Genomic DNA, 19,621 nt, shown 5'->3' on the forward strand with positions numbered 1-19,621 from the left:
GGATCATGGATGGCCCGCGGCTTCCGCCACGGAGCAAGAGCCGCGGATATGGCCTGGTCAAGCCCACTCTTGCGGACCGTTTCCACGAGCAGGACCGAACCGGCCTGTGAGACGACCTGTCGGCCGTCGTCCCGGACACGCAAGCGAGGGTACGACCCGATACTCTTCTTCACCTGAGGAGTGCAGCTTCCCTGACGACGAACAGGACCCTAGACAAGTCCCATCGTCCCAGGTCAGATGCACTCCTCGCTCATTTGATCAGCCAACGGACAGCCCACCTCGCGAAAGCGCGAGGCTAGTCCCCACCAAGCTCTCGTAGGAAGCGGCAGGAGAGGAGCCCGGGGGTGCCCCGTAGTGGATTCGTGCGTCAACTTCCCTGGTAGGACCGGAGGCACCCAGGCTTGGGCGGCATCCAAGATCATTACGTGGTCATTACGTGATCAGTGGCATGGAGCCGCGTCGGACAGCCTTCGGCTGCATACGTACGAAGACCCCGCCCTCAGCGCTTGCGCTGGTCACGGGGTCTTGGGCACCTCAAGCGAAGTGCCCCCGGCAGGATTCGAACCTGCGCACACGGCTCCGGAGGCCGTTGCTCTATCCCCTGAGCTACGGGGGCGTGTCGCCGCGTGGTGGTGCGGTGACGGGTAGAACCCTACCAGCTTCCGGGGGGTGGTCGGGTACCGGGTTTTTGGGGTGGGGGGCGGGGTGTGTGTGCAGGTCAGGGGCAGAAGTGTCCAAAAGCCGGACGTAGGGGGGCGGGCGCGCCTACCCTTTCCCATGTGCCTGGCTTGTCCGGTCGGGTCCTTGTCGTCGATGACAACAAGGTGATCCGGCAGTTGATCAGGGTCAATCTCGAACTTGAAGGTTTCGAGGTCGTGACCGCGGCCGATGGTGCCGAGTGTCTGGAAGTCGTCCATCGGGTGCGCCCCGATGTCGTGACGCTCGACATCGTCATGCCCCGGCTCGACGGGCTGCGGACCGCGGCCCGGCTGCGGGCCGATCCGAGGACTCGGGAGCTGCCGATAGCGGTGGTGAGCGGGTGCAGTCAGCTTCAGGTCGAGGCCGGGCGGGCGGCCGGGGTGGATGCGTTCCTGGCGAAGCCCTTCGAGCCCGTCGAGCTGGTACGCATCGTGCGGCGGCTGGCTGCGCGGCGGGGCTCTCAGCGGGTCGGGGAGTCTGTTGCCGGGGATGCCGCCGACGACGCGGAGCCCGCCGGGTCGCCGGTGTGCTGAGGCGGGGACGAGTCCGGTAAAAAGGGGTCGCCTCCCTACCCCGTGGCTCTCGTACGCTGGTGGCGTGGACCCCGCAGAGCTCACCGGCACCGTATTGCGTACGGTGCGATCCGCCGCGGTGGGTGAGTTCGGCGCACCCGTGCCGGCGCGTGTCGTCGTGGAGCGGCCCCGGCCCGGGGGGTGCGGGGATTACGCCACGAATGCCGCCCTGCAGCTCGCCCATGCCGCCGGTCGCGATCCCCTCGACGTGGCGGTGCTGCTCCGCGAGCGGCTTGCCGCCCAGCCCGGCATCGCCGCCGTGACCGTCACCGGGCCCGGGTTCCTCAACATCACCCTGGGGGGCGGCGGAGATCCGGTCGAGGACGCGATCGTCGCCGGGGAGCTGTTCGGGAGCGGGGACTTCCTGGACGGAGAGGAGGTGCGCCTCGTTGCCGACGGGCACCTGCGGGCTCGTGTGTGGGCCGACGTCCTGCGGCGGCTGCTGCCCGCGGCCGGTGCGTCGCTGGGCGAGGACGGTGACGTCGTACGGGTACGGGCCCTGCCCGCCGCCGACCCCGGCGGCTTTCCCGCCGACGCGCTCCGGTGGGCCTTCCTGCGCGCCCCCGCCCGGCAACGGCCGCGGCTCACCCCGGGGCTGCTCCTGCGGCGCGAGAGCAGCCCCCTCTTCCGGGTCCAGTACGCCCACGCCCGTACCGCCGCCCTCGCCCGGGCCGCCGCCGCCCTCGGGCTCGACGGTCCACCCGCCGCCGCGCCCGCCGTCCCCGTACGGCACACTCGCACCGACGGCGCCCTGCGCGCCGCCATCGGCGAGCTCCCCGCCGTCGTGGAGACCGCCGCCCGCCGCCGCGCGCCCGACCGGCTCGCCCGGCACCTCGACGTCCTGGCCGGCGCCTTCCTCGCCGCCGAGGCGGCCCACCCCGCCCTGCCCAGCGGCGACGAGGAGCCCACCGCCGGGCGCCGGGCCCGGCTGCGGCAGGCCGCCGCCGCCGGCGTCGCCCTGCGCAACGGCCTCACCCTGCTCGGCATCCGGGCGCCCGAGCACATCTGAAGAACCCCGTGAGCGACCGTGAGGCACCCGTGAGAATCCCGCACCACCGAAGGAGTACCCCGCCGTGAGCCGATCCGCCCACCCCGCCGGCCCCCGGCACGGCGACGTGCTGCCCGAAGGGCACTACGCCGCCCCGCCCGCCGACCTCAACGACCTCGACCCGCAGGTCTGGGCCCGTACCGTCGCCCGCGGCGCCGACGGCGTCGTCACCGTCGGCGGGCTGCCCGTGACCCGGCTCGCCGAGGAGTTCGGCACCCCCGCCTTCTTCCTCGACGAGGAGGACTTCCGCGCCCGCTGCCGCGCCTGGACCGACGCCTTCGAGGGCGCCGACGTCTTCTACGCCGGCAAGGCGTTCCTCTCCCGCGCCGTCGTCCGCTGGCTGCGCGAGGAGGGGCTGAACCTCGACGTGTGCTCCGGCGGGGAGCTGGCGACCGCGCTGGCCGCCGGGATGCCGGCCGAGCGGATCGCGATGCACGGCAACAACAAGAGCCCCGGCGAGATCGAGCGGGCCGTCGAGGCCGGCGTCGGGCGGATCGTGCTCGACTCGTACCAGGAGATCGTCCGCGTCGCGCACATCGCCGAGCGGCTGGGCAGGCGCCAGCGGGTGCAGATCCGGGTGACCGTCGGTGTCGAGGCGCACACGCACGAGTTCATCGCCACCGCCCACGAGGACCAGAAGTTCGGTCTCGCGCTCGCCGACGGCCAGGCGGCCGAGGCGGTACGGCGCGTGCTGAAGCTCGACTCCCTGGAGCTGGCCGGCATCCACAGCCACATCGGCTCGCAGATCTTCGACATGGCCGGCTTCGAGGTCTCCGCCCGCCGCGTCGTCGGCCTGCTGGCGCAGATCCGCGACGAGCACGGGGTGCAGTTGCCCGAGATCGACCTCGGCGGCGGCCTCGGCATCGCGTACACGCCCGAGGACGACCCGCGCGAGCCGTACGAGATCGCCAAGGCGCTGCGCGACATCGTCTCCCGCGAGTGCACCGCCGCGGGGCTTGCCATGCCGCGGCTGTCCGTCGAGCCGGGCCGCGCCATCGTCGGGCCCACCGCCTTCACGCTGTACGAGGTCGGGACGGTCAAGGAACTCCAGGGGCTGCGCACGTACGTGAGCGTGGACGGCGGCATGTCGGACAACATCCGCACCGCGCTCTACGACGCCGAGTACTCGGTCGCGCTGGCCTCCCGCGCCTCCACCGCCGAGCCGATGCTCGCCCGCGTCGTCGGCAAGCACTGTGAGTCCGGCGACATCGTCGTACGCGACGCCTATCTGCCGGCGGACCTGGCGGTCGGCGACCTGCTCGCGGTGCCGGCCACCGGGGCGTACTGCCGCGCCATGGCGAGCAACTACAACCACGTGCTGCGCCCGCCCGTGGTGGCCGTGGCGGACGGCGCGGCGCGGGAGATCGTGCGCCGCGAGACGGAGGAGGACCTGCTGCGGCTCGACGTGGGCTGAGCGGCGCGCAGCCCTCATATCTCAAGCCGTAAACGGCGCGTCTCGGCATCCGGACAGGGCATCGCGATCGCCCGCCGCTGCGTGAGACTGGAATCCCCCCATCGGTGCACGTGAGGAACGAGGAACGAGGTCGTATGAGCGAGAGGCGTCCGCTGAAGGTGGCGCTCCTGGGCTGCGGGTCCGTCGGCTCCGAGGTCGCGCGCATCATGACGGCGGACGCCGCCGACCTCGCCGCCCGCATAGGCGCCCCGGTCGAGCTGGCGGGAGTCGCGGTGCGGCGCGCGGGCGTCGCGCGGCCGGGGATCCCGGACGAGCTGGTCACCACGGATGCCACGGCGCTGGTCAAACGCGGCGACCTCGATGTCGTCATCGAACTGATCGGCGGCCTGGAGCCGGCCCGTACGCTCATCACCACCGCCTTCGACCACGGCGCCAGCGTCGTCACCGGCAACAAGGCGCTCCTGGCCGAGGACGGCCCCAGCCTCCACGCCGCCGCCGCCCGGCACGGCGTCGACCTCTTCTACGAGGCCGCCGTCGCCGGCGCCATCCCGCTCGTCCGCCCGCTGCGCGAGTCGCTCGCCGGCGACAAGGTCAACCGCGTGCTGGGCATCCTCAACGGCACCACCAACTTCATCCTCGACCGCATGGCCACCTCCGGCGCCGGCTACGCCGAGGCGCTGGAGGAGGCCACCGCGCTCGGCTACGCCGAGGCCGACCCCACGGCCGACGTCGAGGGCTACGACGCCGCCGCCAAGGCCGCGATCCTCGCCGGCCTCGCCTTCCACACCCGGGTCCGCCTCGACGACGTGCACCGCCAGGGCATCACCGAGATCACCGCCGCCGACATGGCGTCCGCGACCCGGATGGGCTGTACGGTCAAGCTGCTCGCCATCTGCGAGCGCACGCCCGACGGCAGGTCCGTCACCGCGCGGGTGCACCCGGCGATGATCCCGCTGACGCACCCGCTGGCCTCCGTGCGCGAGGCGTACAACGCCGTCTTCGTTGAGGCCAGCGCGGCCGGGCAGCTCATGTTCTACGGCCCGGGCGCCGGCGGTGCGCCGACCGCGAGCGCCGTGCTCGGCGACCTGGTCGCGGTCTGCCGGCACCGGCTCAGCGGCGGCAGCGGGCCGGGCGAGAGCGCGTACGCGCAACTGCCGGTGGCGCCGCCCGACTCCGTCGTGACGCGCTACCACATCAGCCTGGACGTGGCCGACCGGGCGGGCGTGCTCGCCCATGTGGCGGCGGTCTTCGCCGAGCACGACGTGTCGATCGACACGGTCCGGCAGCAGGGCAAGGATGGCGAGGCGTCGCTCGTGGTGGTCACGCACCGGGCGACCGACGCCGCGCTGGCGGCCACGGTCGAGGCGCTCCGGAAGCTGGAGACCGTACGCGGCGTGGCCAGCACCATGCGGGTCGAAGGGGAGTGAGTTGAGGAAATGGACGCAGTGATCGACGAACCACGAATGTCTGGCACCCGCCAGTGGCGGGGCGTCATCGAGGAGTACCGCGACCGGCTGCCGGTCAGCGCGGCGACTCCGGTGGTGACGCTCCGGGAGGGCGGGACCCCCCTGGTGCCGGCCCAGGTGCTCTCCGAGCGCACGGGGTGCGACGTGCACCTGAAGGTGGAGGGCGCCAACCCCACCGGGTCCTTCAAGGACCGCGGCATGACGATGGCGATCTCCGTGGCGAAGGAGTCGGGCGCCCGGGCCGTCATCTGCGCCTCGACGGGCAACACCTCGGCCTCCGCCGCCGCTTACGCGGTACGGGCCGGGATGACCTGCGCCGTGCTGGTGCCGCAGGGCAAGATCGCGCTGGGCAAGATGGGCCAGGCGCTGGTGCACGGGGCGCGCATCCTCCAGGTCGACGGCAACTTCGACGACTGCCTGACGCTGGCCCGCGCGCTCAGCGACAAGTACCCGGTGGCGCTGGTGAACTCCGTCAACCCGGCGCGTATCGAGGGCCAGAAGACCGCCGCCTTCGAGGTCGTGGACGCGCTCGGCGACGCCCCGGACATCCACGTCCTGCCCGTGGGCAACGCCGGCAACATCACCTCGTACTGGAAGGGCTACCGCGAGTATCACGACAACGGCGCCGGCCCCGCCACCCGCACCCCCCGGATGTGGGGCTACCAGGCGGCGGGCGCGGCCCCGATCGTGCGCGGCGAGCCGGTGAAGGACCCGAGCACGCTGGCCACCGCCATCCGCATCGGCAACCCCGCCTCCTGGCAACTGGCCGAGCAGGCGCGCGACGAGTCCGGCGGGCACATCGACGCGGTCACCGACCGGCAGATCCTGCGGGCGTACAAGCTGCTGGCCGCGCAGGAGGGCGTCTTCGTCGAGCCCGCCTCCGCGGCGAGCGTCGCGGGGCTGCTGCAGGCCGCCGAGCTGGGCCTGGTCGACCCCGGCCAGCGGATCGTCTGCACGGTCACCGGCAACGGCCTGAAGGACCCCGACTGGGCGGTCGCCGGCGCCCCGCAGCCCCTCGCCGTGCCGGTCGACGCGGACGCGGCGGCGGAGCGGCTGGGGCTGGCCTGACCGGGGCGCCCGCTGCCCGCGCCCGGCCGGGCCCACGCCCGTACGGACCGGGCGCACCGGCGTACGGACCGGGCGGCAGCCCGTACGGCCAAGGCAGGGTGCCGCCCCGCCCGGGCCCCCGGCCCGCGCCGCACCGGCGGGCCGGCCGGCTGCCGGGGACGTGCGCGGGCCGCGCATCGAGCGCCTCCTGTGCGCCCTATGTCGCAGGGGAACCCACCTTCGATAAGCTGTCGTTGAGCCCGCCGGTCGAGCCGGGCACCCCCTTCCGCATGCTGCCCGTACCGCTCGTCCGCGCGCGCACGATGTGCCGCGGAGGCGCCGGTCGGGCACAGTCGTAACCGAGCTGATTTCCCCACCGCCCGGGAGACCGGGTGAAAGCAACAAGGAGAGTCACGCAAGCGATGGCCGGTCCAGCCTTCCGCGCCGCGCCCGTACGCGTCCGCGTGCCGGCGACCAGTGCCAACCTCGGCCCCGGCTTCGACACGTTCGGACTCGCCCTCGGGCTGTACGACGACGTGGTCGTCCGGGTCGCCGAGTCCGGGCTGCACGTCGACATCGCCGGCGAGGGCGCCGAGAACCTGCCGCGGGACGAGTCCCACCTGCTGGTACGGGCCATGCGGGCCGCCTTCGAGGCGCTGGGCGGGCAGCCGCGGGGCCTCGAAGTGGTGTGCGCCAACCGGATTCCGCACGGCCGCGGGCTCGGCTCGTCCGCCGCGGCGATCTGCGCCGGCATCATCGCGGCGCGGGCGGTGACGATAGGCGGCGCCGAGCGTTCGGGCGCCCTGGACACCCCGCACGAGAAGGCGGCGATGCTGGAGCTGGCGGCGGAGCTGGAGGGCCACCCCGACAACGTCGCGGCGTGCCTGCTCGGCGGCTTCACCCTGGCCTGGACGGACGACGGCACGGGCGGCGCGGGCACGGCGCCCGGGGACGCCCCCGCCGCGTCGGTACGGGCCATCCGGCTGGAGCCGGCCGGGGGCGTCGTCCCGGTGATCTTCGTCCCCGGCAACCCGCTGTCCACCGCGGAGGCCCGCGGCCTGCTGCCCCGTACCGTGCCGCACGGGGACGCGGCGCTGACCGCCGCCCGCGCGGCCCTGTTCGTCGAGGCGCTGACCCGGCGCCCCGAGCTGCTGCTCACGGCCACCGAGGACCGGCTGCACCAGGACTACCGGGCGCCGGCGATGCCGGAGAGCACGGCGCTGGTGGCCCGGCTGCGCGCGGACGGCGTGCCCGCGGTGATCTCCGGCGCGGGGCCGACGGTGCTGGCGTTCGCCAAGGACGGCGCGGCCGAGGAGGTCGCCCGTTCGGCGGGCGACGGCTGGGCGGCGAACCGGCTGGACCTCGACCGGGAGGGGGCGAGCGTGCTGCCGCTGGCCTGAGCGCCCCGCGGCGGCCGTGCCACGCGACGTACGCGGGCACGCGCAGGTCACCGGCCCGCGCGCACCGCCCGCCTGACACCCGTACCACAGGTTGCCCAACACGGACCGGCCGCCGGCGCCGGGAGAGGGGGAATGTCTGCAGGATCCGATAGTGTTAACCTCAAGGCAGCACCAGCGCACGTCAGTCGTAGGCTCAACACGGCCGTGCTGTGTGCTGGGGTCTCTCCGGGCCGCAGGGCCCGGGGGCAGGTCCCACCAGGGGATTTCCCCGCCGGGGCAGCCTTTCTTCCGGGAGCCTTCCACATTGCCTGAGCAGCCTGCCGGTGCAGTGACGCTCCCGAATCGGCACCGCTGTCGTGCGTGACACCCACCCGAGTGCCCCGCGCCATCAGCATGCCGACCCTGCACAGTCTTCACCGCCGTACGGCGGACCACCGCACCGACGCGGACCCGCGGATGCAAACGCACGGGCCGCAGCCGGAGAGCACGACCGGTCGCCGAGCCAGACAGGCCGACGCACCGCTCCAGGGAAGGACCCTTCGTGAGCGACACCACCGATCTGATGGGCGTCAACGCAGAGAACGCCGCCAGCCCAGCTTCTGGGGGTGCCTCCCAGCAGGAGACTGGGGGAGCTCCCGCAACCACCGCCGGTTCGACCAGGCGCCGTCGCGGCGCCGGCCTGGAGGGCATGGTCCTGGCGGAGCTCCAGCAGATCGCATCCGGCCTCGGGATCCGGGGCACCGCTCGGATGCGCAAGAGCCAGCTCATCGAGGTGATCAAGGAGAGGCAGGGCGCCGACGGCGGCAAGTCCGCCGCGGACAAGGCCGGTACCGCCGCGGACAAGGCCGGTACCGCCGCGGACAAGGCCGGTACCGCCGCGGACAAGGCGGGTACTGCCGCGGACAAGGCGGCCGTCAAGGACGGGCAGGCGGACGGCGGCGCGGCGCGGCCCAAGCGCCGGGCCACCTCCCGGGCCCGTACCGGCGAGGCCGAGCAGGCCGAGACCGCCGGCCGCACGGACGACGGCGACTCGCGGATCGACATTCCCGGCCAGCCCGTCAAGGCGCAGGACTCCGGCGCCGAGCAGGCCGCGGGCGGCGACAAGAGCGACAAGGCCGACAAGGCCGACAAGGCTGAGAAGGCTGACCGTGCCGACAAGGCCGAGAAGGCCGACAAGTCCGAGAAGGGCGGCGACGCCAAGCAGTCCGGCGACGGCGGCCGGCAGAAGGGCGACCGCCAGGGCGGCGGCGACCGGCAGGGCGGCGGGCGCCGCGACCGGCAGAACCGCCGCAACAAGGGCGACGACGGCGGCAGCGGCCATCAGGGCCAGGGCGGCGGCCAGCAGAGCCAGGGCGGCGGCCGGCAGCAGCAGGACGACGACTTCGAGGGCGGCCGGCGCGGCCGCAGGGGCCGCTACCGCGACCGCCGCGGGCGCCGCGGGCGCGAGGACTTCAGCGAGCCGCAGATCGCCGAGGACGACGTCCTGATCCCGGTCGCGGGCATCCTCGACATCCTCGACAACTACGCCTTCGTCCGCACCTCCGGCTACCTGCCGGGCCCCAACGACGTCTACGTCTCGCTGGCCCAGGTGCGCAAGAACGGCCTGCGCAAGGGCGACCACGTCACGGGCGCGGTGCGCCAGCCGCGGGAGGGCGAGCGCCGGGAGAAGTTCAACGCGCTGGTCCGGCTCGACTCGGTCAACGGCCAGGCGCCGGAACAGAGCCGCGGCCGGGCGGAGTTCGGCAAGCTCACCCCGCTCTACCCGCAGGACCGGCTGCGCCTGGAGAGCGACCCGGGCGCGCTGACGCCGCGGATCATCGACCTCGTCTCGCCCATCGGCAAGGGGCAGCGCGGGCTGATCGTGGCGCCGCCGAAGACCGGCAAGACGATGATCCTGCAGTCGATCGCCAACGCGATCACCACCAACAACCCCGAGTGCCACCTCATGGTCGTCCTCGTCGACGAGCGGCCCGAGGAGGTCACCGACATGCAGCGGTCGGTGAAGGGCGAGGTCATCTCCTCGACCTTCGACCGCCCGGCGGAGGACCACACCACGGTCGCCGAGCTGTCCATCGAGCGGGCCAAGCGGCTCGTCGAGCTGGGCCACGACGTCGTGGTGCTGCTGGACTCGATCACCCGGCTGGGCCGCGCGTACAACCTGGCGGCGCCCGCCTCCGGCCGCATCCTGTCCGGCGGTGTGGACTCCACGGCGCTCTACCCGCCGAAGAAGTTCTTCGGCGCCGCGCGCAACATCGAGGACGGCGGCTCGCTGACCATCCTGGCCACCGCGCTGGTCGAGACCGGCTCGCGGATGGACGAGGTGATCTTCGAGGAGTTCAAGGGCACCGGCAACATGGAGCTGCGCCTGGACCGGAAGCTCTCGGACAAGCGCATCTTCCCCGCGGTCGACGTGGACGCCTCCGGCACCCGCAAGGAGGAGATCCTGATGGGCAGCGACGAGCTGGCCATCGTCTGGAAGCTCCGCCGGGTGCTGCACGCGCTGGACCAGCAGCAGGCCATGGAGCTGCTGCTGGACAAGATGAAGCAGACCAAGAGCAACGCCGAGTTCCTGCTGCAGATCCAGAAGACGACGCCCACGCCCAACGGCGACTAGCGCCGTCTTCGGCACCGGTCCCACGCGAATCGGTGCAGGTCGGGCAGTTCTCGTAGGCAAAAGCCTCCCCTTGGAACGAGGGGAGGCTTTTGCGCGTTCACCAAGACGTGTGTAACCCTTTTAGGTGATCCCTGTCGGTGAATGTGGGGAAATGTTCGGATCTGCCCGCGGCGCGTCAGGGACCTGAACAGCCGAGGTGAGGAGCCGATGGCGGAACCGTACGCAGCCGGGGATCCCGGCCGCCGCCCGCGCAGTCCGCGCCGCAAGGCGCTCCTCGTGGCGGTCTGGGTGCTCGTCGGGGCGGTGATCCTCGGCGGGGCCGGGCTCACGTACCTGTACTTCCGCCTCGACGGCAACCTGACCAGCGTCGACCTGGACGCCAAGCTCGGCGGCGACCGGCCCGAGGACCTGCCCGGCGACTCCCTGGACATCCTCGTCCTCGGCTCCGACTCCCGGGCCGGCGAGAACGCCGAGTACGGGCGCGACGGCGGCGGCGCCCGCTCCGACACCGCGATGATCGTCCACGTCTACGAGGACCGGAAGCGCGCCAGCGTCGTCAGCATCCCCCGCGACACCCTCGTCGACCGCCCCGCGTGCAAGCGCGACGGCGGCGGCACCGCGCCCGCCGCCGAGCGCGCGATGTTCAACGAGTCGTACTCCGTCGGCGGCCCGGCCTGCACCGTCAAGACGGTGGAGAAGATGACCGGGGTGCGCATGGACCACTTCGTCGAGGTCGACTTCAGCGGCTTCAAGCGGCTCGTCGACCAGCTCGGCGGGGTGGAGATCACCACCCGCCAGGACATCGACGACCCCGACAGCCACCTCGACCTCAAAGCCGGCACCCACACCCTGGACGGCGAGCAGGCGCTCGGCCTGGTCCGTACCCGCAAGGGCATCGGCGACGGCAGTGACCTGGGCCGCATAGAGCTCCAGCAGGTCTTCGTCAAGGCGCTCGTGCAGCAGGTCGGCCAGGTCGACCTGCTGACCAGCCCCGCCAAGCTCATCCGGCTCGCCGACACCGCCACCAAGTCGATCACCACGGACGACGAGCTGGGCTCGGTGAACGAGCTGCGCCGGCTGGCCGAGAGCCTGGGCGACATAGGCCCGGACGACATGCGGATGGTGACCCTCCCGGTGACCTTCGACGAGCAGGACGCCAACCGCGTCGTGCCGCTGGAGAAGGAGTCCGCGCAGGTCTGGAAGGCGCTGCGGGAGGACCGGCCGATACCCCGGGCCGCGCTGAAGGACGCCGCCGCCTCGCAGACGGACGGTGACCGCGTGGTCACCGCGCCGTCGGCCAGGGACGGGAGACTCGCGGAGATCGCGCCCGCCGGCGGGGGAGCGCGGGCCGTGGAATAACGGGGGCCCGGGACCCGTTTTTGCGTGCACGACCGGTCCTCGTAGACTGGTACGTCGGCCCCGGTTCACGTGACGCAGCCCGCCGATCGACCCGGAGCCCTCCCGAACCTAGGAGAATCCCTTGAAGCGCGACATCCACCCGGAGTACGTGGAGACCCAGGTGAGCTGCACCTGTGGTAACTCCTTCACCACCCGGAGCACCGTCACCTCCGGCACCATCCGCGCGGACATCTGCTCCGCATGCCACCCGTTCTACACGGGCAAGCAGAAGATCCTCGACACCGGTGGCCGCGTGGCCCGCTTCGAGGCCCGCTTCGGCAAGCAGGCCGCGGCGAAGAAGTAGCTCGTCCGCGTGCGCCGGGCCGGCTGCCCCGAGGTGGGGCGGACCGGGCCGGCGCACGTTTTTCGTCCCGCCCGGCCGGCCCTATTCCTCCCGCCCGGCCGCCCACCGCTTCCTCCCGCCCGGCCGCCCGCCGCTTCCTCCCGCCCGGCCCCCCGCCGCTTCCTCCCGCCCGGCCGCCCGCGCCTGGTTCTGCTGATTCCCCCTACGGAGCGCCCCACGATGTTCGAGGTCGTCAAGGATCTCATCGGCGAGCACGCCAGCCTTGAGCAGCAGCTTGCCGACCCCGGCGTGCACGCCGACCAGCGCCGCGCCACCAGGCTCAACAAGCGCTACGCCGAGCTGACCCCGATCATCGCCGCGTACCGCGCCTGGGAGCGCGCCGGCGAGGACGCCGCCGACGCCCGCGAGCTGGCCGCGGAGGACCCGGACTTCGCCGCCGAGGCCAAGAGCCTGGAGCGGGAGCGCGAGGAGCTGACGGAGCGGCTGCGGCTGCTGCTCGTACCGCGCGACCCCAGCGACGACAAGAACGTCATCCTGGAGGTCAAGGCCGGCGAGGGCGGCGAGGAGTCCGCGCTGTTCGCCGGCGACCTGCTGCGGATGTACCTGCGCTACGCCGAGCGGCAGGGCTGGAAGACGGAGCTGCTGGACGCCAACGAGTCCGACCTCGGCGGCTACAAGGACGTCTCGGTCTCCGTGAAGGCCAAGGGGGGTGCCCCCGCCGAGCCCGGCCAGGGCGTGTGGGCGCGGCTGAAGTACGAGGGCGGCGTGCACCGCGTGCAGCGGGTGCCGGCCACCGAGTCGCAGGGCCGTATCCACACCTCCGCCGCGGGCGTGCTGGTGCTGCCCGAGGCCGAGGACGTCGACGAGGTCGAGATCGGCCCGAACGACCTGCGCATCGACGTCTACCGCTCCTCGGGCCCCGGCGGCCAGTCCGTCAACACGACGGACTCCGCGGTACGCATCACGCACCTGCCCACCGGCATCGTGGTCTCCTGCCAGAACGAGAAGAGCCAACTGCAGAACAGGGAGCAGGCGATGCGTATCCTGCGGGCGAGGCTGCTCGCCGAGGCGCAGGAGGAGGCGGAGAAGGAGGCGGCGGACGCGCGCCGCAGCCAGGTGCGTACGGTGGACCGGTCGGAGCGCATCCGCACGTACAACTTCCCGGAGAACCGGATCTCCGACCACCGGGTCGGATTCAAGGCGTACAACCTGGACCAGGTGCTCGACGGGGAGCTGGACGCGGTGATCCAGGCATGCGTGGACGCGGACGCCGCGGCCAAGCTCGCGGACGCCGGCTGAACCCGGTTGAAAACAGCACGGGATACGTCCGAGGGACCGGAGGGATCGTGAACCTGCTGCTCGTCGAAGTGGCACAGGCCACACGGCGGCTCGCCGACGCCGGCGTGCCCTCCCCGCGATTCGACGCGGAGGAGCTGGCGGCGTACGTGCACGGCGTGCCCCGGGGCGAGCTGCACCGCGTCGCCGACGCCGACTTCGACGCCCGCTACTGGGAGGCCGTCGCCCGCCGCGAGGCCCGCGAGCCGCTGCAGCACATCACCGGCGTCGCCTACTTCCGCTACCTGGAACTCCAGGTCGGCCCCGGCGTCTTCGTGCCGCGGCCGGAGACCGAGTCCGTGGTGGACTGGGCCATAGCGGCGGTGCGCGCGATGGACGTCGTCGAGCCGCTGATCGTCGACCTGTGCACCGGCTCCGGCGCCATCGCGCTGGCCATGGCGCAGGAGGTGCCGCGGGCCGCGGTGCACGCCGTCGAGCTGGAGGAGACGGCGCTGGGCTGGGCGCGTAAGAACGCCGCGCACAACGACGGCGGCGCCCGGGTCGTGCTGCACCATGGAGACGCGCGCACCGCGCTGCCCGAGCTGAACGGCCAAGTCGACCTGGTCATCAGCAATCCGCCGTACATCCCGCTGACCGAGTGGGAGCATGTCGCTCCGGAAGCCCGCGACCACGACCCCCAGGCCGCGCTCTTCTCCGGCGAGGACGGCCTCGACCTCATCCGCGGTCTGGAGGTCGCGGCCCGGCGGCTGCTGCGCCCCGGCGGGGTGCTGGTCGTCGAGCACGCCGACACCCAGGGCGGCCAGGTGCCGTGGCTCTTCACAGAGGAACGCGGCTGGGCGGATGCCGCCGACCACCCCGACCTGAACAACCGGCCTCGATTCGCGACCGCCCGCAGGGTCCGTACCTGAGAAGGAGAGTGACATGGCACGGCGCTACGACTGCAGCGATGCGGCCGATCGCAGGACCGGGCTGCGCGAGGCCGCGTCCGCAGTCCGCCGCGGCGAGCTGGTCGTCCTGCCCACCGACACGGTCTACGGCGTCGGCGCCGACGCCTTCGCCGGCGAGGCGGTGGCGGCGCTGCTGGACGCCAAGGGCCGCGGGCGCAACATGCCCACCCCGGTGCTCATCGGCTCGCCGAACACGCTGCACGGCCTGGTCAAGGACCTCAGCGAGGAGGCGTGGGAGCTCATCGACGCCTTCTGGCCGGGCGCGTTGACCGTCGTCGCACAGCACCAGCCGTCGCTGACCTGGGACCTGGGCGAGACCCGCGGCACGGTGGCGGTACGCATGCCGCTGCACCCGGTGGCGCTCGAACTCCTCAAGGAGGTCGGCCCGATGGCCGTCTCCAGCGCCAACCTCACCGGCCACCCCGCCCCGCAGGACTGCAACGCCGCCCAGGAGATGCTGGGCGAGTCGGTCTCGGTCTATCTCGACGGCGGCCCGACGCCGGCCGCGGTGCCGTCCTCGATCGTGGATCTCACCGGCCGGACGCCGGTGCTGCTGCGCGAGGGCGCGGTGACCGCGGAGCAACTGCGCGAGGTCGCAGGCGGGCTCGAGGTCGCCAGTTGACCGCGCCCGAGGGGCGCACGGGGGACATACAGGGATTCCGGATCCTCCACGTCAGCACCGGCAACGTCTGCCGCTCGCCGATCACCGAGCGGCTGACGCGGCATGCCCTCGACGTGCGCCTCGGCCCGCGCCCCGCGGCGGGCATCCGGGTGGAGAGCGCGGGCACCTGGGGGCACGAGGGCGCGCCGATGGAGGCGCACGCGGCGACGGTGCTGCGCGAGTCGGGGGCGGATCCGGACGGGTTCGCGGCGCGGGAGCTGCGCGACGAGCACGTGATCCGGGCGGATCTGGTGCTGACCGCGACCCGGGACCACCGGGCGCAGGTGATCTCCATGGGGCACTCCGCGGGGCTGCGCACGTTCACGCTCAAGGAGTTCGCCCGGCTGGTACGGGCCATAGACTCCGCCACGCTCCCGCCCGCCCGCGAGGGCCCGGTGGCGCGCGCGCACGCGCTGGTACAGGCCGCCGCGGCGCTGCGCGGCTGGCTGCTGGCGCCCAGCCCGGCGGCGGACGAGGTGTACGACCCGTACGGGGCGCCCGTGCCGTACTTCCGCCGGATCGGCGAGGAGATCGGGCAGGCGCTCGACCCGGTGGTGACGGCGCTCACCGGCGTCCCGGCCGCCGCCTGAGGATGGCCGGATGCAACCGGTCGGGCGGCTGGCGGGTCTATTCCTGTACGGGCCCGGACGGGCCTTGGGTCCGTACCGGAGAACGGAGGCCCGGGAGCGGGCTAATGTGTGTGGCTGAACGGAACAGCGAAACCTCTGGGGCAGCTTGTGCGTGAATACCTGCTGACGCTGTGCATCGCAGCCGCTGTCACCTATCTGCTGACCGGCCCGGTGCGGAAGTTCGCGATCGCGGCCGGCGCGATGCCGGAAATCCGGGACCGTGACGTGCACAGCGAGCCGACGCCGAGACTCGGCGGCATCGCCATGTTCGGCGGGATGTGCGCCGCGCTGCTCGTCGCGTCGCAGTTGCAGGCGTTCGAGCGGGTCTTCGAGCTCAACGAACCCAAGGCGCTGCTGTCCGGGGCCGCGCTGATCTGGGTGATCGGCGTGCTGGACGACAAGTGGGGCGTGGACGCCCTGCTCAAGCTCGGCGCGCAGATGATCGCCGCGGGCGTCATGGTGCTGCAGGGCCTGACGATCCTGTGGATCCCGGTCCCGGGCGTGGGCACGGTGGTGCTGACGCCGATGCAGGGCACGTTGCTGACCGTCGCGCTCGTCGTCATCTCGATCAACGCCGTCAACTTCGTGGACGGCCTCGACGGGCTGGCCGCCGGCATGGTGGGCATCGCCTCGGCGGCGTTCTTCATGTACGCGTACCGCATCTGGTTCGGCTACGGCATCGAGGCCGCCGCCCCCGCCGCGCTCTTCTCCGCCGTGCTGCTGGGCATGTGCATCGGCTTCCTGCCGCACAACGTGCACCCGGCGCGGATCTTCATGGGCGACTCCGGCTCGATGCTGCTCGGCCTGGTGCTGGCCGCCGGGGCGATCTCCATTACGGGGCAGGTGGATCCGGACGCGCTGCAGGTCTTCGCGGGCAGCGAGAAGCAGGCCGTGCGCTCGACGGTGCCGGTGTTCATCCCGCTGGTGCTGCCGCTGACGATCCTGGCGATCCCGATGCTTGACCTGGTGCTGGCCGTCGTCCGGCGCACGTGGCGCGGCCAGTCGCCGTTCGCGGCCGACCGCGGCCACCTGCACCACCGGCTGCTGGAGATGGGCCACTCGCACATGCGGGCCGTGCTGCTCATGTACTTCTGGTCGGCGCTGGTCGCGTTCGGGATGGTGGCCTTCTCGGTGCAGGCGGACAACGTCTGGGTGGTGCTGGTGGCGGTCGGCCTGAGCGCCGCGGGGCTGGTGCTGTTGCTGCTGCCGCGGTTCGCGCCGAAGACGCCGTCGTGGGCCAACAAGCTCGTACCGCCGCGCTACCGGCGCGGAGACGCCGACGGCGAGGGCCGCGGCGACGGTACGGAGTCCGGCGGTGAGCCGGTCCCGGCCAATGGGGCGAACGGGACAAACGACTCGAACTCCGCGAAGGAGGCGCCGGGTTCACAGGAACACGAACTCGTCCCGGCGGGCATCAGCGGATCGACGGCAGTAGGGGAGCGCTCGCGCTGGCGCCGGGCCGGACATTGAGCCCGTTAGCAGGCATATCTCCAGGTGAACGGGGTGACACGGCGGGCGTTGGCACCTTCGTGTGACGGGCAGCACACTTCCCGGGTAAAGCTCGGGTCAAGATGCTTGTGATACCGTTCACGAGAACCCGGTGCAGAGCCGAAGGACCGTAGTGCGACGGTTCTCTGGCGCGATGCCCCCAGGTGCGGTGCAGTCGCTCCGGGGACACGCTCGTCACCGTCGACCAGTTGCTCCCGACTCCCGCCGGAGACTCCACATATGCAGGTCAACGACGCCCGGATCCTCCGTGGCGCCGCGATCCCGACCGCCCTCGCCGGCGTCGTCGCAGTGGTCATCAGCTCACTTGCGGCCGGCACGAAGGGCGGCGTGGGAGCCGCCGCAGCCACCGTGGTGGTCCTCGCCTTCTTCTGTCTCGGCCTCCTCGCACTCCAGCACTTCTCGCGCAAGAACCCCGAGTTGTTCCTCGGGATCGCGTTGATCACCTACACCTCCCAGGTGTTGCTGCTCGCCGTCGTCATGGGCCTGTTCAAGGACACGACGCTCTTCAACACCAAGGCGTTCGGCTTCACGGTGCTCGCCGCGGCGCTGGTGTTCACCGCCGCCATGGGCCGTGCCCACTTCCGGCTGAAGATGCTGTACGTGGAGCCGGAGCGAGAAACCGGAGCGGGTGAACAGCGCTCCGGTACAACCACCGAGGCCGGGCGATGAGGGGCGCCGCCCGAGCAGTGATCCGCAACTGCTATCGTCCCCCTGCCGCGCCGGTGCGCGTGTGCGCCGCGGGCCGCAAGGCCGCACCGCATCCCGCCGACCGGATCCCGTCCTGTCACGTACCGCTCACCAGCGGTGCACAACGCCGACACATTGAGGTTGCCGTAGCCATGCGTCACGCCGAAGGAGCTCGCCGGTGAGTGCTGCTGATACGACGCTCGCTTTCGACGCGAGTTGCAAGATCTTCGTTGATGGTGGTTGCGGCTTCCAGTCCCCCGGCCTGCACTCCTTCGTCTTCAAGCCGATGTTCGAGATCGGCGGCTTCGAGTTCAACAAGCCGATCCTGCTCGCGCTCGTGACGACGCTGGTGCTCTGCGTCTTCTTCTGGAAGGCGTTCGCCAGCCCCAAGGTCGTCCCGGGCAAGCTGCAGATGGTCGCCGAGTCCGGCTACGACTTCGTACGCCGCGGCATCGCCTACGAGACCATCGGCAAGAAGGAAGGCGAGAAGTGGGTGCCGCTGCTGGTCTCCCTCTTCTTCTTCATCTGGCTGATGAACCTCTGGTCGGTCATCCCGCTCGCGCAGTTCCCGGTGACCTCGATCATCGCCTTCCCCGCCGCCCTCGCGGCCGTGGTCTACGTGACCTGGATGACCCTGACCTTCAAGCGGCACGGCTTCGTCGGCGCGCTGAAGAACCTCACCGGCTACGACAAGTCGCTGGGCGGCGTGCTGCCGCTGGTCATGCTGATCGAGTTCTTCTCCAACGTGCTCGTGCGGCCCTTCACGCACGCGGTGCGGCTCTTCGCGAACATGTTCGCCGGCCACCTGCTGCTCGTGATGTTCACCATCGCCACCTGGTTCTTCATGAACAGCTGGGGCTTCGCCTACGCGCCGGTGGCCTTCGTGATGGTGCTGGTGATGATCGCCTTCGAGCTGTTCATCCAGGCCGTCCAGGCGTACGTGTTCGTCGTGCTGACCGCCAGCTACATCTCGGGCGCGCTCGAAGAGTCGCACTGAGCCACCGCACCACTGCACCACCCCGATTCGTCCGGTGGCCAACCCCCACCGGCCCGTAGAAGAGAAGGAAGAAACACCCATGGCTGTCATGGAGACTCTCGCCGCCGTCGAGATCAAGGGCAACCTCGGCGCCATCGGCTACGGCCTCGCCGCGATCGGCCCCGGTGTCGGCATCGGCTACATCTTCGGTAACGGCGTGCAGGCCATGGCCCGCCAGCCCGAGGCCGTCGGCCTGATCCGGCAGAACATGATTCTGGGCTTCGCCTTCTGTGAGGCGCTCGCCCTCATCGGCATCGTCATGCCGTTCGTTTACCCGTCCTGAGCGGACTCCTTCCGACGAAAGGCACCGATGTGAACCTCCTGCAGATCGCGGCCGAAGAGGAGCAGAACCCTCTCATCCCGCCGATGCCGGAACTCGTCATCGGCCTGATCGCCTTCTTCATCGTCTTCGGCCTGCTGGCCAAGAAGCTCCTGCCGCGCATCAACGAGGTGCTGGAGGAGCGGCAGGCGGCCATCGAGGGCGGCATGGAGAAGGCCGAGGCCGCCCAGATCGAGGCGGAGCAGACGCTGGACCAGTACAAGGCCCAGCTCGCCGAGGCCCGGCACGAGGCCAACCGGCTGCGCGAGGAGGCTCGCGAGCAGGGTGCGGCCCTCATCGCCGAGATGCGGGCCGAGGGCCAGCGGCAGCGTGAGGAGATCATCGCTGCCGGTCACGCCCAGGTCGAGGCCGACAAGAAGGCCGCCTCGCTGGCGCTGCGCCAGGACGTCGGCACGCTCGCCACCGAGCTGGCCGGCAAGCTGGTCGGCGAGTCCCTTGAGGACCACGCCCGGCAGAGCCGCGTCGTCGACCGGTTCCTGGACGAGCTGGAGGCCAAGGCCGCCGACCAGTCCGGGACGAAGGCCGAGGCCGGGGCATGAACGCCGGAACGGAGC

Annotated in this window: 19 protein-coding genes and 1 tRNA gene; 18 read left to right on the forward strand and 2 right to left on the reverse strand. The window is 71.8% G+C overall.

What is annotated here, in order from left to right:
• Positions 1-173 (reverse strand): transposase (locus tag B124_RS21585; protein ID WP_496504624.1); only part of this gene is annotated, 173 nt, incomplete at its 3' end.
• A gap of 371 nt (positions 174-544) precedes the next feature.
• Positions 545-616, reverse strand: a tRNA-Arg gene (locus B124_RS21590).
• A 163-nt stretch (positions 617-779) separates the two neighbouring features.
• Here B124_RS21590 and B124_RS21595 point away from each other — a divergent pair.
• The 18 genes from B124_RS21595 (at position 780) to B124_RS21680 (ending at position 19,606) form a co-directional block, all read left to right on the forward strand.
• Positions 780-1,232 carry a response regulator gene (locus B124_RS21595; protein ID WP_496504551.1) on the forward strand — a complete coding sequence of 151 codons (453 nt, stop codon included), beginning with the start codon at positions 780-782 and terminating at the stop codon, positions 1,230-1,232.
• Between the two features lie 64 nt (positions 1,233-1,296).
• Entirely contained in the window at positions 1,297-2,280 is a 984-nt protein-coding gene (locus B124_RS21600; RefSeq protein WP_496504552.1) for a DALR anticodon-binding domain-containing protein, read from the forward strand.
• 64 nt (positions 2,281-2,344) lie between these two features.
• A complete protein-coding gene (gene lysA, locus B124_RS21605; protein ID WP_496504553.1) occupies positions 2,345-3,733 on the forward strand; it encodes a diaminopimelate decarboxylase in 1,389 nt (462 codons plus the stop codon).
• Between the two features lie 134 nt (positions 3,734-3,867).
• Positions 3,868-5,160, forward strand: coding sequence for a homoserine dehydrogenase (locus B124_RS21610; RefSeq protein WP_496504554.1), 1,293 nt, complete (start codon positions 3,868-3,870; stop codon positions 5,158-5,160).
• A 36-nt stretch (positions 5,161-5,196) separates the two neighbouring features.
• Positions 5,197-6,267: a threonine synthase gene (gene thrC / locus B124_RS21615; RefSeq protein ID WP_496504555.1), complete on the forward strand. Its 1,071-nt coding sequence runs from the start codon at positions 5,197-5,199 to the stop codon at positions 6,265-6,267.
• A 401-nt stretch (positions 6,268-6,668) separates the two neighbouring features.
• Positions 6,669-7,646, forward strand: coding sequence for a homoserine kinase (thrB, locus tag B124_RS21620; protein WP_496504556.1), 978 nt, complete (start codon positions 6,669-6,671; stop codon positions 7,644-7,646).
• Positions 7,647-8,187: 541 nt separating this feature from the next.
• Positions 8,188-10,260 carry a transcription termination factor Rho gene (gene rho, locus B124_RS21625; RefSeq protein ID WP_496504557.1) on the forward strand — a complete coding sequence of 691 codons (2,073 nt, stop codon included), beginning with the start codon at positions 8,188-8,190 and terminating at the stop codon, positions 10,258-10,260.
• 207 nt (positions 10,261-10,467) lie between these two features.
• Entirely contained in the window at positions 10,468-11,619 is a 1,152-nt protein-coding gene (locus tag B124_RS21630) for an LCP family protein (protein ID WP_496504558.1), read from the forward strand.
• A gap of 121 nt (positions 11,620-11,740) precedes the next feature.
• Positions 11,741-11,962 carry a 50S ribosomal protein L31 gene (gene rpmE / locus B124_RS21635; RefSeq protein WP_018840095.1) on the forward strand — a complete coding sequence of 74 codons (222 nt, stop codon included), beginning with the start codon at positions 11,741-11,743 and terminating at the stop codon, positions 11,960-11,962.
• A 219-nt stretch (positions 11,963-12,181) separates the two neighbouring features.
• Entirely contained in the window at positions 12,182-13,261 is a 1,080-nt protein-coding gene (gene prfA, locus B124_RS21640) for a peptide chain release factor 1 (RefSeq protein ID WP_496504559.1), read from the forward strand.
• Between the two features lie 47 nt (positions 13,262-13,308).
• Complete coding sequence (gene prmC / locus B124_RS21645) at positions 13,309-14,166, forward strand: peptide chain release factor N(5)-glutamine methyltransferase (RefSeq protein WP_496504560.1); 858 nt, start codon at positions 13,309-13,311, stop codon at positions 14,164-14,166.
• Positions 14,167-14,179: 13 nt separating this feature from the next.
• On the forward strand, positions 14,180-14,827 hold the full coding sequence (locus B124_RS21650) for an L-threonylcarbamoyladenylate synthase (RefSeq protein WP_496504561.1): 648 nt from the start codon (positions 14,180-14,182) through the stop codon (positions 14,825-14,827).
• On the forward strand, positions 14,824-15,456 hold the full coding sequence (locus tag B124_RS21655; protein WP_496504562.1) for an arsenate reductase/protein-tyrosine-phosphatase family protein: 633 nt from the start codon (positions 14,824-14,826) through the stop codon (positions 15,454-15,456). The genes B124_RS21650 and B124_RS21655 overlap by 4 nt, the downstream gene beginning before the upstream one ends.
• Before the next feature lie 147 nt (positions 15,457-15,603).
• Entirely contained in the window at positions 15,604-16,965 is a 1,362-nt protein-coding gene (locus tag B124_RS21660) for an MraY family glycosyltransferase (RefSeq protein ID WP_496504563.1), read from the forward strand.
• 258 nt (positions 16,966-17,223) lie between these two features.
• Positions 17,224-17,673 (forward strand): Cg1360 family ATP-synthase-associated protein, encoded by a 450-nt coding sequence (locus B124_RS21665; protein WP_496504564.1) that lies wholly within the window; start codon positions 17,224-17,226, stop codon positions 17,671-17,673.
• 196 nt (positions 17,674-17,869) lie between these two features.
• Complete coding sequence (gene atpB, locus B124_RS21670; RefSeq protein WP_496504565.1) at positions 17,870-18,688, forward strand: F0F1 ATP synthase subunit A; 819 nt, start codon at positions 17,870-17,872, stop codon at positions 18,686-18,688.
• A 79-nt stretch (positions 18,689-18,767) separates the two neighbouring features.
• Complete coding sequence (gene atpE, locus B124_RS21675) at positions 18,768-19,010, forward strand: ATP synthase F0 subunit C (protein ID WP_026276655.1); 243 nt, start codon at positions 18,768-18,770, stop codon at positions 19,008-19,010.
• Positions 19,011-19,039: 29 nt separating this feature from the next.
• On the forward strand, positions 19,040-19,606 hold the full coding sequence (locus B124_RS21680) for a F0F1 ATP synthase subunit B (protein WP_496504566.1): 567 nt from the start codon (positions 19,040-19,042) through the stop codon (positions 19,604-19,606).
• The last annotated feature ends 15 nt before the right edge of the window (positions 19,607-19,621 follow it).

The organism is Streptomyces sp. CNP082 (assembly GCF_059570535.1).

Bases quoted from the DNA above. Each gene is read 5' to 3' on its own strand.
- thrB (WP_496504556.1), top strand. From the start codon at position 6,669: ATGGCCGGTCCAGCCTTCCGCGCCGCGCCCGTACGCGTCCGCGTGCCG.
- B124_RS21650 (WP_496504561.1), top strand. From the start codon at position 14,180: ATGGCACGGCGCTACGACTGCAGCGATGCGGCCGATCGCAGGACCGGG.
- prfA (WP_496504559.1), top strand. From the start codon at position 12,182: ATGTTCGAGGTCGTCAAGGATCTCATCGGCGAGCACGCCAGCCTTGAG.
- atpE (WP_026276655.1), top strand. From the start codon at position 18,768: ATGGCTGTCATGGAGACTCTCGCCGCCGTCGAGATCAAGGGCAACCTC.
- B124_RS21630 (WP_496504558.1), top strand. From the start codon at position 10,468: ATGGCGGAACCGTACGCAGCCGGGGATCCCGGCCGCCGCCCGCGCAGT.
- B124_RS21610 (WP_496504554.1), top strand. From the start codon at position 3,868: ATGAGCGAGAGGCGTCCGCTGAAGGTGGCGCTCCTGGGCTGCGGGTCC.
- thrC (WP_496504555.1), top strand. From the start codon at position 5,197: ATGTCTGGCACCCGCCAGTGGCGGGGCGTCATCGAGGAGTACCGCGAC.
- B124_RS21665 (WP_496504564.1), top strand. From the start codon at position 17,224: ATGCAGGTCAACGACGCCCGGATCCTCCGTGGCGCCGCGATCCCGACC.